10 protein-coding genes are annotated in these 12,701 nt (G+C 67.9%); 4 read left to right on the forward strand and 6 right to left on the reverse strand.

All coding sequences use genetic code 11. The features are described from left to right. Window positions 1-9 precede the first annotated feature (9 nt). Window positions 10-1,434 (reverse strand): LCP family protein, encoded by a 1,425-nt coding sequence (locus tag AB0M24_RS15220; protein ID WP_363766605.1) that lies wholly within the window; start codon window positions 1,432-1,434, stop codon window positions 10-12. Between AB0M24_RS15220 and AB0M24_RS15225 the strand changes: the two genes are divergently transcribed. The 3 genes from AB0M24_RS15225 (at window position 1,433) to AB0M24_RS15235 (ending at window position 5,528) form a co-directional block, all read left to right on the forward strand. Then, window positions 1,433-1,798 (forward strand): hypothetical protein, encoded by a 366-nt coding sequence (locus tag AB0M24_RS15225; protein WP_363766608.1) that lies wholly within the window; start codon window positions 1,433-1,435, stop codon window positions 1,796-1,798. The two genes, AB0M24_RS15220 and AB0M24_RS15225, sit on opposite strands and share 2 nt — an antisense overlap. 243 nt (window positions 1,799-2,041) lie before the next feature. Further along, window positions 2,042-4,972, forward strand: a complete 2,931-nt coding sequence (locus AB0M24_RS15230; RefSeq protein WP_363767115.1) for a glycine--tRNA ligase — start codon at window positions 2,042-2,044, stop codon at window positions 4,970-4,972. A 331-nt stretch (window positions 4,973-5,303) separates the two neighbouring features. After that, on the forward strand, window positions 5,304-5,528 hold the full coding sequence (locus AB0M24_RS15235; RefSeq protein WP_363766610.1) for a hypothetical protein: 225 nt from the start codon (window positions 5,304-5,306) through the stop codon (window positions 5,526-5,528). Here AB0M24_RS15235 and AB0M24_RS15240 read toward each other — a convergent pair. From AB0M24_RS15240 to AB0M24_RS15260, 5 genes are all read right to left on the reverse strand, one after another. Further along, window positions 5,521-6,375 carry a chitosanase gene (locus AB0M24_RS15240; protein WP_363766613.1) on the reverse strand — a complete coding sequence of 285 codons (855 nt, stop codon included), beginning with the start codon at window positions 6,373-6,375 and terminating at the stop codon, window positions 5,521-5,523. The genes AB0M24_RS15235 and AB0M24_RS15240 overlap by 8 nt on opposite strands. Before the next feature lie 107 nt (window positions 6,376-6,482). Then, the gene (locus tag AB0M24_RS15245; protein WP_363766615.1) at window positions 6,483-7,268 is read right to left on the reverse strand and encodes a chitosanase; all 786 of its coding nucleotides are present in this window, start codon (window positions 7,266-7,268) and stop codon (window positions 6,483-6,485) included. Window positions 7,269-7,349: 81 nt separating this feature from the next. Continuing rightward, window positions 7,350-8,786 carry an alpha/beta hydrolase gene (locus AB0M24_RS15250; protein ID WP_363766618.1) on the reverse strand — a complete coding sequence of 479 codons (1,437 nt, stop codon included), beginning with the start codon at window positions 8,784-8,786 and terminating at the stop codon, window positions 7,350-7,352. Between the two features lie 13 nt (window positions 8,787-8,799). Then, on the reverse strand, window positions 8,800-9,513 hold the full coding sequence (locus AB0M24_RS15255; protein WP_363766621.1) for a MerR family transcriptional regulator: 714 nt from the start codon (window positions 9,511-9,513) through the stop codon (window positions 8,800-8,802). 146 nt (window positions 9,514-9,659) lie between these two features. Next, entirely contained in the window at window positions 9,660-11,366 is a 1,707-nt protein-coding gene (locus tag AB0M24_RS15260; protein ID WP_363767118.1) for a S8 family serine peptidase, read from the reverse strand. Window positions 11,367-11,609: 243 nt separating this feature from the next. On the opposite strand from AB0M24_RS15260, the gene AB0M24_RS15265 reads away from it, so the two are divergent. Next, on the forward strand, window positions 11,610-12,698 hold the full coding sequence (locus AB0M24_RS15265; RefSeq protein ID WP_363766624.1) for a substrate-binding domain-containing protein: 1,089 nt from the start codon (window positions 11,610-11,612) through the stop codon (window positions 12,696-12,698). Window positions 12,699-12,701: the final 3 nt, after the last annotated feature.

A 12,701-nucleotide genomic window follows, 5' to 3' on the forward strand; every position in this document is an offset into this window, starting at 1 on the left:
CTCTCAGTATCAGTTTACGCAGCGCACGCCGTCTGCGGTGATGGGTTTCGGGGCAGCGGGGTCAGCCGGTTGCTGACGGGCACCGTCCAGGGCGAGTACTCCGGAACCGGTGAAACCCTGGGAGCCGGGGCCCGAGTAGTCCGAGCCGAGGAACACGCGGACGTGTCCTGCGGGCACGTTGACGTCCTCTTCGATCTTGACGCCGCCGAGGGCCTTCTGGACCGCGTTGGCGCCGTCCTCGCCACCCTTGCCGTAGCGGACGACCGACTTGGTCATCGCCTCGGCATTGCCGGTCTGGCCAGAGCCGAAGCCCTTCGCGACGAGCGACTGCAGCACGGTGGCCGCGAGGCCGGGCGTGCCGGAGGCGTTGCGGACGTCGACGGTGACCGAGGCGTTGTTGAACTTCGGGTCCGGCGCGTTCGACGACGCCGCCGCTTCCTTGCCGAGGTTCTTCACGAACGTCTTGACCTCGGACTCGTCGACCTCGACCGCGGAGCCGTCCTCGGGGGTCTGCAGGTCCGGGTTGCCGGTGGGGATCGTCTGGAACGACATGTTGCCGCCCGTCAGGTCCTTCATCTGCAGGGCGAACTTGGTGATGTCCCAGCCCTCGTCGAGCACGATCGCGCCGCTGACCGCCTTGATCGTCTCGGTGCGCTTGGTGCTGTCCGTGAGCACGCCGGCCGACAGCATCTTCTTGGCGAGGCCCGCCATGAAGACCTGCTGGCGCACGACGCGGTCGAGGTCGCCCATCGGCAGGCCGTGGCGCTGGCGGACGAACGCCAGCGCGTTCTTGCCCTCGATGGTCTGCGGACCGGCGGGGAAGTTCGCGCCGGAGAAGCTGTCGCGGACCTTGGCGTTGAGGCAGACGTCGATGCCGCCGACGGCCTTGGTGATGTCGTAGAAGCCGACCAGGTTGACCTCGGCGTAGTGGTCGATCGTCACGCTGGTCAGGTTCTGGATGGTGTCGATCAGGTTCTTCGCGCCGGCCTTGCGCGACTCCATCTCGATCTCCGGCGCGGGCTTGCCGCTGCCCTGCAGCTTCTCGGCCGCTTGACCCTTGGCGTAACCGTAGGCAGAGTTGATCTTGTGACGCCCGTAGCCGCCCGCGATCTTCACGTAGGAGTCGCGCGGGAACGACACGGCGTAGGCCTTGCCGCTGTCGTTCGGGATGTGCAGCAGGATCAGCGTGTCGGTGTTGAACCCGCCGTCGTCGCTGCCGCCCGCCTGCAGTTCGTTGAGGATGTTCTGCGGCAGCGGGTTGCCCTTGGAGTCCGTCCGGCTGTCCATGCCGACCAGCAGGATGTCGATCGCGCCGTCCGCGGGCTTCTCGCCGGCGTCCGCGATGCCCAGGTTCTGCGTGGTGAGGTTCTCCGTCAGGCTCTTCAGGTTCTTCCACGCGACGCCCGTGATCAGCAGGACCACCGCGGACAGCATGCTGACGAAGATCTTGGCGCCGGTGGAGGCACCGCTGCGCTTGGGCGGCGCGGGCCTGCGGGTCGCGGGCCTGGGGCGGGGAGCCGCGGCCTTGGCCTTCGCGGGTGTCGTGCGGACCGTCGGGCGGTCGGCGACCGGACGCGGGCGCGGTGCCGAGGAGCCGGCGCGGCCCGGTTCACGGCGCGGGGAGTCCCGGCGGGGTGGCTCGGCGCGGCTCGCGGACTCCCGTCGCGGTGGCTCCGAGCGCCTGGGCTGCTCGCGGCGGGGCGGTTCGGAACGCTTCTGGGGCTCCCTGCGGGGCGGCTCCGACCGGTCGGACGGCTGCCTGCGCGGGGGCTCTGAGCTGCTGCGCGGTGGTACCTGAGGACGGCGGGGCTGCCCCGCCTGGGGACGCGGGGCGGAGGGTCGCCTGGGAGTACCGTTCGGTTCTCCTGGCCGCGGCGGCCGGTTGTCCACACCCACTCCTCTCAGCACATCCGGGTACTCCAAGTAGACGCGCGGAAGCTCCACTCGGTTGTGCAAAGGGTGACACAGTGGCGGAGACCACCTGATCAAGGCCCCTTGACCAGCGGTTTTGTCTGTTTCGTAGACTCGTGCCGTGTTGACGATGCAGGACGCGCTGCTCGCGCTGACCAAGTACTGGACCGATCGAGGCTGCATCGTCGTGCAGCCCTTCAACACCGAGGTGGGCGCGGGGACGCTGAACCCGGCGACCGTGCTGCGCGTGCTGGGTCCCGAGCCGTGGCGCGTCGCGTACGTCGAGCCGTCGGTGCGGCCGGACGACGCCCGTTACGGCGAGAACCCGAACCGCCTGCAGACGCACACCCAGTTCCAGGTGATCCTCAAGCCGGATCCGGGCGACCCGCAGGAGCTCTACCTCGGTTCGCTGGAAGCCCTGGGCATCGACGTCCGGGCGCACGACGTGCGGTTCGTCGAGGACAACTGGGCCTCGCCCGCGCTGGGCGCCTGGGGTCTCGGCTGGGAGGTCTGGCTCGACGGCCTGGAGATCACCCAGTTCACCTACTTCCAGCAGGCCGGCGGCATGACGCTCGACCCGGTGTCGGTGGAGATCACCTACGGCATCGAGCGGATCATGATGGCGCTGCAGGGCGTCGACCACTTCAAGAAGATCGCCTACGCGCCGGGTATCTCCTACGGCGAGGCGTTCGGCCAGGCCGAGTACGAGATGTCGCGGTACTACCTCGACGACGCGGACGTGGAGCGCAACAAGAAGCTCTACCAGGAGTTCGCGGGCGAGGCGCAGCGCATGATCGACGCGCGGCTGCCCGTGCCGGCGCACAGCTTCGTGCTGAAGTGCTCGCACCTGTTCAACGTGCTGGACGCCCGTGGCGCGATCTCGACGACCGAGCGGGCTCGGGCGTTCGCGCGCATGCGAGGCCTGGCTCGTGGCGTCGCTCAGCTGTGGGCTGAGCGTCGTGAGGAGCTCGGGCATCCGCTCGGCGTGGCCGAGGTTCCGGCTCTGGCTCCTGTTCCCTCGTCCTTTGAGGACGTTGTGGCGCCTTCGACCCTGCTGTTCGAGATCGGGACCGAGGAGCTGCCGCCGCACGAGGTGCTGCGGACCGTCGACGCGGTGCGTGACGCCGTCACGTCCAAGCTCGGCGCTACCCGGTTGACCTTCGGCGCGGTGACCGTGCACGGGACTCCGCGCCGGATTGTCGTTGTGGTGCCTGCTGTTTCGCCGCGCGAGCCGGATGCCGAGCGCACGGTGCGCGGTCCACGGGTCTCGGCTGCGTTCGACGCTGACGGCAACCCGACGAAGGCCGTGCAGGGCTTCGCTCGTGGCCAGGGCGTGGACGTGTCCGCGCTGGGTCGTGTGGTGGAGAACGACGTCGAGTTCGTCGCTCTGACCAAGACCGACGCCGGGCGTGGTGCCGTCGAGGTGCTGAGCGGGTTGCTGGCCGAGGTCGTCTCGGACCTGCGTGCCGAGAAGAACATGAAGTGGAACGACCCGAAGCTGTCGTTCACCCGGCCTGTTCGCTGGCTGCTGGCCCTGCTGGGGTCGACGCCGGTGCCGGTCTCGGTGTCGTCGCTGGCTTCCGGGACTGTCACTCGGGTGCACCGCACCGCTTCGTCGCCGGTCGTCGAGGTGTCCACTGCGGACGGTTACCCGGAGTTCCTCGCGTCGCACGGCATTCAGGTCGACGCCACCGCTCGTGCCGCGTCGATCGTCGAGGCCGCGCAGGCGCTGGCGGCGTCGGTCGGCGGTGTCGTCGAGGTCGACGGGCTCTTGGACGAGGTCACGAACCTGGTCGAGTGGCCGACGCCGATCCTCGGGTCGTTCGAGGAGCGGTACCTGGAGCTGCCGGGTCAGATCCTGACCACCGTGATGCGCAAGCACCAGCGGTACCTGCCGGTGCGGTCGGCTGACGGGTCCTTGTTGCCGCACTTCGTCGCCGTGGCGAACGGCGAGGTCGACGTCGATCTCGTGCGGGCGGGCAACGAGGCCGTGCTGCGGGCGCGGTACGAGGACGCGGCGTTCTTCTGGCGGGCGGACCTCAAGACTCCGCTCGAGGAGATGAAGTCGGGTCTCGCGAAGCTGACGTTCGCGGACAAGCTGGGCTCGATGGCGGACCGCGCTTCTCGCATCGCTGCTCTGGCAGGTCGTTTCGCTTCGGTCGTTTCGGTGGATCGCGAGACTTTGGACAGGGCTGGTGCGCTGGCCAAGTTCGACCTCGGCTCGCAGATGGTGATCGAGCTGTCGTCGCTCGCGGGTGTGATGGCGCGCGAGTACGCGGAACGGGCGGGGGAGACCCCGGAGGTCGCGCTGGCCCTGTGGGAGATGGAGCTTCCGCGCTCGGCCGGCGACGCGCTGCCGTCGTCGGTGCCGGGTGCCCTGCTGTCACTGGCGGACCGGTTCGACCTGCTGGCCGGTCTGTTCGGCATCGGCGCGCAGCCGACCGGTAGCTCCGACCCGTTCGGCCTGCGGCGTGCGGCTCTCGGCGCGGTGACCGTGCTGCGGGCGTTCCCGGACCTGCGGGAGATCACGTTGCCGGTGGCGCTTTCGCTTGCCTCGGAAGGCCTTGAGGTCTCGGACGAGGCGCGGGAGACGGCGCGCGAGTTCGCGGTGCGGCGCTACGAGCAGGCCCTGCTCGACGCCGGCCACGAGCACCGGTTCGTCCAGGCGGTGCTGCCGCTCGCGGACTCACCGGTGCTGGCCGACGAGACGCTGACGCAGCTGGAGTCGTTGGCGGGCAACGAGTCCTTCGACGCTCTCGCTGCGGCTCTGCAGCGCGTGCGCCGAATCGTCCCGGCGGACGTGGTCGCCTCCTACGATGCCTCGGTGCTGACCGAGCCGGCGGAAGTGGCGCTGCACAAGGCGTTCGACGGTGTGTCGCGCGATGTCGCCGGCCTGGCGGCGTTCGTCGCTGCCGCCGAGGGGCTGACCGCGCCGATCAACACCTTCTTCGACGAGGTGCTGGTCATGGCCGAGGACCCGGCCGTCAAGGCGGCCAGGCTCGGCCTGCTGGCGTCGATCCGCGACTTCGCGGCGCCGGTGCTCGACTGGACCCAGCTGTAAGCGGTGGAGCAGGAGGGTGAAGCCTACTAGTAGACCGCGCCCTTCTGCACTTCTACAGCCAGTGTGGGACGACGGCCATCTGAAGTGGGTGTCCGACCTGGCTGTTCCGGCGGAGGTGAACTACTCACGTCGCGCTGACCTGGGAGTACTGCTCAGTAAGGCATTCGTGTGAGGCCCCCGGCTGTTCTGCCAGCCAGTTTCGCTGTTGGGCGAAGTGGCTGCGCGGCGTGGTTACCGAAACTCGGCCCGCGGCCGTCGCGCCGACTCGACATCGCTGGCCGGTTTCGTGCGATCGTTGGGGTGCGAAGACAACGAAGCGCGGGAGGTGCCCATGTGGTCGAGCATCGCGATCGTCGGCCCGTTGGTCACCGCTGTCGTCGTCGCGGCACGAGCGATGAGCCGCAGCCGGGCGCTGGAACTGCTGATCGCGTTGCGCGGCACGCGCCCCGAGCAGCGGCCCGCCATCATCCAGGCGTTGAACGCGAACGCGCCAAACCGAAGAGGGGCGCCCCGCTCGGAGCGCCCCTCTTCGTCCACTACCCGGCGATCTAGTTGATCGTGTAGCTGTCGCCGTAGACCTTCCACTTCAGCGGCGTCTTCAGGTCGAAGTTGCCGGCCTTGAGCCACACGCGCTGCGCGGTCTCGATGCGGGAGACGTCCTCGTGGGCCGCTTCCTGCTTCATGGCCCACACGCGGGCGTCCATGAAGGCGTTGAGCCACGTCTTCTCGTCGCCGCCCTGTGACGGGGGCTTCGCCTTGCCGAGGGCGCGCTTGCGGATGTTGCTGAAGCTGGTCTTGTCGCCACCGTCGCCGTGCACGACGATCGCGTCGTAGTAGGCGAACTGGCCCAGGGCGCGCACGCCGTCGGCCTTGCCCTGCTTCACGGCCGGGTTGAAGTACACGCGGTCGCGCTCGGACTCCTGCGCGGCCTTGAACACGGAGTCCTTGGCCGCGGTCTTCCAGTCCTTGGTGTAGTTGGGGTCCAGGCCGGAGTGCGAGGACGTCCCGTTCACCTTGCGCAGCGCGGGGAGGTACTTCTCCAGCACGTTGCCGGGTTTGCGCGTCTTGTAGAGCTCGACCAGGTCGAGCATGTCACCGGTGCCACTGCAGAACCCGATGATGCCGGCGGTGTAACCGCGGCCGTCCTTGATGTCCTCGATGTAGCCGAACTGCGCTTTCCAGTCCAAAGAGGAGTTCTCCGCGCTGGACACGATCTGCATCGCGATGTCCTTGAGGCGCGGTTCGTCCAGGTTGGCCGCCGAGGCGGTGCCTACCGTCGTGGTGAAGAGCGCGGCGCACGTCAGCAGTGCGGCCGCGATGCGACCAGTGATTTTCACGGATTTCCCTCCGGGGCAGGGATGTTGGGGTCCCGGGCGGCGTGGGAGCAACGGTAAGGGGTCCATACCTTTATTGGCAAGAGCCTTTACTATTTCGCGAAACGGACATTTTGCCCCTGGAGACGCAATCCGGCGGAAACGCTTGTCCTGCAAACGTTTCCGCCGGAATCGCTCTATCGGATCTCGAAGTACTGGCCGTAGACGTGCCACTGGAGGGGCGTCTGAAGGTTCAGCTTGCCCTCGTTGAGGAACCTGCGCTGGGCCGTGTCGACCCGGCTGGTGTTCTCGTGGGCAGGCTCCTGCTTCATCGCCCAGACCCGTGCGTCGAGGAACGCGTGCAGCCACTGGCGCTCGTCGCCACCCTGGGCAGGCGGGCGGGCGCCGGTGTTCAACGCGCGCTGGCGGATGCTGGAGAAGTCCAGGTCACCCCAGCCGTCGCCGTGCATCACGATGGCGTCGTAGTAGATGAACTGACCTAGTGCCTGCACGCCGTCCTGCTTGGCGCGACCCACTGCCGGGTTGAAGTACACGCGGTCGCGTTCGTGCTCCTGCGCACCCTGGAACGTGCCGTCCTGAGCTGCGGTTTCCCAGTCGCCCTGGAAGTTCGGGTCGAGGCCGTCGTGGGACGGCGTGCCGTTGACGCGTTCCAGTGCGGGGAGGTACCTCTCCAGGACGTTGCCCGGCTTCCAGTCGCGGTAGAGGCGGACCAGGTCGAGCATGTCGCCCGTGCCGCTGCAGAAGCCGATGATGCCCGCCGTGTAGCCGCGGCCGTCGTCGATGTCCTCGATGTAGCCGAACTGGGCGCGCCAGTCCAAAGAGGAGTTCTCCGCACTGGACACCAGCTGCATGGCGATGTCCTTGAGCCGCGGGTCGTTCAGGTCGTCGGCCTGGGCGGTGGCAGGGGTGATCAGTGCCGCCGCGCAGAGAATCGTCGCGGCCGCTCGTGTAAACGTCTTCATGTCGCTCCGTCCGATGCAGGGATCGGCGGCGACGCACGGAGGACCGTAGCGTGGGAGCGATTGCACGACAAGGGGTTGCTGTCAGCACTGGACGTCCTGTACGGGCAACCGTCCACCGAGGAGGTACTCGGTCACGAAGTCGTTGGCGCACTTGTTCTTCCCGATCAGGTAGACGCCGTGGCCGCCCTGGTCAACGGTCAACATCGCGGCACGGTCGCCGAACGCGCGGCGCGTGGTGCGAGCACCGGCCAGCGGCGTCGCGGGGTCGCGCTCGTTCTGCACCAGCAGGACGTTGCGCGGTCCGCGGTCGTTCGGCAGCACCTGCTTCTCGACAGGTTTCGGCCAGAACGCGCAGGGCTGGACGTTCGCGGCGGCCGCGCCGAACATCGGGTAGCGGACGCGGTCCAGGGCGACGTTGCGCTCGTAGGTGCGCACCGACGACGGCCATTCCGAGTCGCCGCAGATGATGTTCAGACGGCCCGCGAGCAGGGCCTGGACGCGTGGAACCTCCGGGATCTCCTGTGGCGGCAGCGGCTGGCCGGTGTCGAGTGCCTTCCACTGCGCGGCCAGCTTCGAGAACGCCGCGTCACCGGTGCCGTAGAGGCCGCCGAACGTCAGCATCCGGAACCCGCGGCCGTCGATGCCCTCGACCGACGGCTTCACGTCGAGGCGCCCGGCGATGTCGAAGTACTTGGCGCGCACCAGTTCCGGGGACGTGCCCAGGCCGTGCTCCGGGTGCTTCGCCGCCCACTTGGCGAAGTCCGGGAACGTGTCCTCCACACCGCGTGCCATCAGCCGGCCGCCCTCGACGTCCCAGCCGGTCGCGGGCAGGTTGCTGTCGATGATGACGCGCTCGGCGGTCTTCGGGAACAGCGTGGCGTACACCGAGCCCAGGTACGAGCCGTACGAGTAGCCCAGGAACGACGCCTTCTTCTCGCCCAGTGCGGCGCGAACGCTGTCCAGGTCACGCGCGACGTTCGCGGTCGTGTTGTACGGCAAGGCGTCCTTTGTGGACGACCGCAGGCACTGCTCGGCGATCTGCTTCGTTTCCTCGGCGCGTTTGCGCACGTCGGATGGTTTGACGGCGTACGGCGGCACACTGCCTGCCGCCATCTGCTCCTCGGTCATGCCGCACGTCGACGGCGAGCTGTAGCCGACACCGCGCGGGTCCATGCCGATCACGTCGTACGCGTCGAGCACGCTCTGCGGCATGCCGAAGAACTTCAGCACGGCGGGAAACGTCAGGCCCTCGCTCGGACCGCCGGGGTTGGTGAGCAGGATCCCCTTGCGCTTCGCGGGGTTCTTGCTGGCCAGCCGCGAGATCATCACCTCGGTCTGGCGTCCCTGCGGGTTGCGGTAGTCGAGCGGCACCTTCAGCGTCCCGCACTCGACACCGGGAGCCGCCACGTCCGACGGGCAGGCCGCCCAGCTGATCTCGTTTGCCGGAGCGGCCGAGGACACCCCGGGCACCACCATCGCCAGTGCCGCGGCCAGCACCACGGCCGTTGTTTTTCGCATTGCGGATTCCCCCTCAGGAACTCATGCGCACCAGAACGTCGATCTGGGCGCGGTTGTAGAGCTCGACGACGACCTTGCCGACCGTTCGCCGGGCGTGTTCCTCACCCCGTGGCGCATCGCCGTAAAGGCCGGCCGGATCGGGAAACGCGTCCCGCACCTCCTGCACGTACGGCATCGCGCGCATGCGTTCGGCCAGGTTCTGCCGGGTCTGCTCGTCCGCGTCCTCTGGCAGCGAGTCGAACTCGACGATCGCCGGATCCTTCGAGTAGCCCTTCAGCGTCTCGGCGTAGCGGACCAGCGCCTCAGGTGAGAGCAGCTGCGCCAGCACGACGGTGAACGAGCGGTCCTGCGGCGACAGGTCCGCGTCCGCGATCATCGCCCCGATGCCGAGCGGCAGATCGGTCGGCGTCTCCTGGCTGAGCACCAGGGCGAGCTCGGCCCGCACCCGTTGCAGGCGGTCGATCTGCGCGGCCAGTTCGGCGTCGAGCTCGCGCAACGCTTCACGCGGGTGCTCGTCCCCGTCACCCAGGTCCGCGATCTGGGTGAGCGACAGCCCGAGGTCCGTGAGGCGCCTGATGCGCAGCACCCGCACGAGATGGGGCACGCCGTAGCTCTTGTAGCCGTTGGGCTTGCGCTCCGGCTCGGCGAGCAGGCCCACCTCGTGGTAGTGCCGGATGGTGCGCAGCGTCGTCCCGGCGAGATCGGCCAGCTGACTCGTGCTCCACATGGGATCCAGTGGAAACCATGCCGTAACGGCACGGTCAAGGCCGGGGCGGAAGCTTGCGACGAAGGTGAACGCCCCGAATCCACTTTCGTCGCAAGCAAAAGGCCCCGGTCGAGCCGACCGGGGCCTTTTGGTCGTCCTAAGAGGACTTACAGGAACTGGCCGCCACGAGTGACAGCACCGTAGGCGTCCACGATGCCGTGACCGTAGAAGCCGTTGAACTTCGCGTCACCCTCACAGGTGGCGTCGAACTCCGGCGTGCGACCCACGTTCACGTACGAGACGGTGCGCGGGTTCGGGCAGGCACGCTGGATCGCGGTCTTGTACAGGACCTTCTCGACCTTGTCCGGGTCCATGGTCAGACCGGGGTTCTTCTTGTCCTTCTTGCCGTACTGGCTCACGATCAGCGCGGCGACACCGGAAGCGTGCGGGGCGGCCATCGAGGTGCCCTGCAGGAACTGGTAGTAGCCGACCTTGTCGCCCTGCACGGCCTTCTTCACACCCGCGGTGAGTCCCTTGGGAGTGACGTTGCCGTCCGCGTCGACGTTGCCTTCAGCGATGGCGACGTTCTTCGGGTAGGTCGACAGGATCAGGTTCTCGTTGGTGCGGTACCACGGCGTGCCGAGGCCGCTGCGGAAGTAACCACCGGGAGCCGAGATCGCGGTCTGCTCGAGGCCGTAGTTCGAGTAGTCGGCCTTCTCGGTCAGCGGGCCCAGCGACGACACCGAGATCACGTGGTTGCCCTCGGTCGGCAGGTTGAGGCACGTGGCGTTGTCGACCGGACGCGGCCGGTTGTGGCCCGGCGGGTAGTTCGGGCTCACGGTGTCCTGGCGCGGCTTGCCCAGGTCCTCGTGGTTGTTGCCGCCGGCACCGATCAGCGTGACGCCCTTGCGGTGCGCGTAGTTCAGTGCGCGCTGCACGGACGCGATGATCGTGCGCTGCTCCAGCTGCTCCTCCGGCGAGGCCGTCGGGTCGTTGGCGCAGTTCATGTACCACGGGTCGACGTAGAACGACATGTTGATGACGTCCAGGCCGATGTCGGCGCCGTAGGTCAGGGCGTCGACGACGGGCTGCAGGAAGAACGAGCCCGCGTCCTGCCCGCCGCGGATGTTCACCAGCGAGACGTTCGGCGCGACACCGGAGATGCCGAAGCCGTTGGCAGCGGCGCCGATCGTGCCGGCGACGTGCGTGCCGTGGCCGCCGTCGTCCCAGTTCGCCGGGTCGACACAACCGCGGAACTCGCACGGGCCGTCGAACTCGCCACCGTCGGAGTCGAACGGCATGTCGACGGTGAAGTTGCGCGACAGCTCGTTGTTGAAGTTCGGCGCGATGTCCGGGTGCGAGCCGTCCACACCCGTGTCCAGAATGCCGACGTACACGCGCTTGTCACCGGCCTGCTTGGCCCGCGCGATGTTCGAGCGGACGAGGTTCAGGCCCCACAGGTCGCCGTCGAGCGGGTCCATGCCGGCGGTCGACTTCGACTCGGCAGGGGCCTTCTTGGCCTCGGTGGTCGTGTTCTCCTTCTCCACGTTGTCGCGCTTGGCCTTCTCGGCCTGCGCGACGGGTGCGTGACCGATCGGTTTCGTCCGAGCGGCACCGACGACGTCCTTCGACGCGGAGACCTGCTCAACGAACCCGTTGGCGGGCGCCTTGACGGTCAGGACGCCGATCGCGTCGTTGCTCCGGACGACCTCGCCGCCCGCCTTGTGCACCGCGTCGATCGCGAAGTCGCGGTTGCCCGGGTCCTCGATCAGGACCGTGTACTCGGTGTCCTGCTGGCCCGCGGTAGAGGCCGGCGCTGCCCCCGCCGCCGAAGTACCCGCTGCGATCAGCGACACCGATGCCGCCACCGCCATCACGGTTCTGCGCGTTCTCACCTAGCTGTCTCCTCACACCCGGTCAGGGCTGGGTCCAACAACACGGCGCGGCCCCCGATTGCCGCCCAAGTCCGACACACTGACACGAAATTCCGCTCACCATCAGCGCCTTTCGTACGGAATCGAACTGTAGTCGTGCGGAAGCGGAGCGTGATGGGCTCCGATTAATCTTGACTTAACAAGATTCAAGCGATGAACTCCGCGTTTATGCGAAGACGGGTAATGGCATCGTCGGCGTGCCTGCTCTTTCTGCTCTCGGCCTGCGGTGATGCTGGTCAGGGCTCTCCGACGCTGCCCGCGCGTGGACCCAAACCAATCGTCGGGGTAATCCTTCCCGACCGAACGACATCCACGCGCTGGGAAGAACAGGATCGTCCCCTGCTGACGCAGGCGTTCAACTACGCGGACATCGAACCGTTCATGGAGAACGCGGAGGGCGACGAGGCGAAGTTCGCGCAGATCGCCGACGAGATGATCCGCCGCAAGGTGAAGGTCCTGATGATCACGCCGTTGTCGGCGGCCGGTGGTCTCGCGGTGCAGAAGAAGGCCAAAGCCGCGAACATCCCGGTCATCGACTACGACCGCGTGACGCTCGGCGGCCAGGCGGAGTACCACGTGGGCTTCGACAGCGTGAACGTCGGCCAGCTGCAGGCCGACGGCCTGATGGGCTGCCTCGGGGACAAGCCGGGTGCCCAGATCATCGAGATCGAGGGCGCGCCGACCGACCACAACGCCACGCTGTTCACGCAGGGCCAGAAGTCGCGGCTGTCGTCGAAGTACGACAGCGGCGCGCTGAGGCTCGTCAAGTCGCAGCCGGTGGCCGACTGGGACAACGAGCTCGGCGGCCAGCTGTTCGAGCAGATCCTGAGCGACAACGGCAACAAGGTCGACGGCGTGGTCGCGGCCAACGACGGCCTGGCGGGCGCGGTCATCGCGGTGCTCAAGAAGAAGAACCTCGCGGGCAAGGTCCCCGTCACCGGTCAGGACGCCACTGTGGACGGTCTGCGGGCCGTGTTGCGCGGCGACCAGTGCGTCACCGTCTACAAGCCGGTGCGCGACGAGGCGGAGGCGGCGGCACGGCTGGCCATCGCGATCGCGCGCGGCGACCTCGACGGCGCGGACGACCTCGCGACCGGCAACCTGCGCGATCCCGTCGCGCGGCGCGACATCAAGTCGGTGCTGCTCGGTGCGACGTTGATCAAGAAGGAGTCGGTGCGGACGCTCGTCACCGAGGGCATCGTCAAGCCGCAGGAGCTGTGCGCGGGCGACCTCGCTCCGGTGTGCGCTCAGCAGGACATCGTCGGTGGGTAGGTA

The organism is Lentzea sp. NPDC051838 (assembly GCF_040681245.1).
Lineage (GTDB): Bacteria > Actinomycetota > Actinomycetes > Mycobacteriales > Pseudonocardiaceae > Lentzea.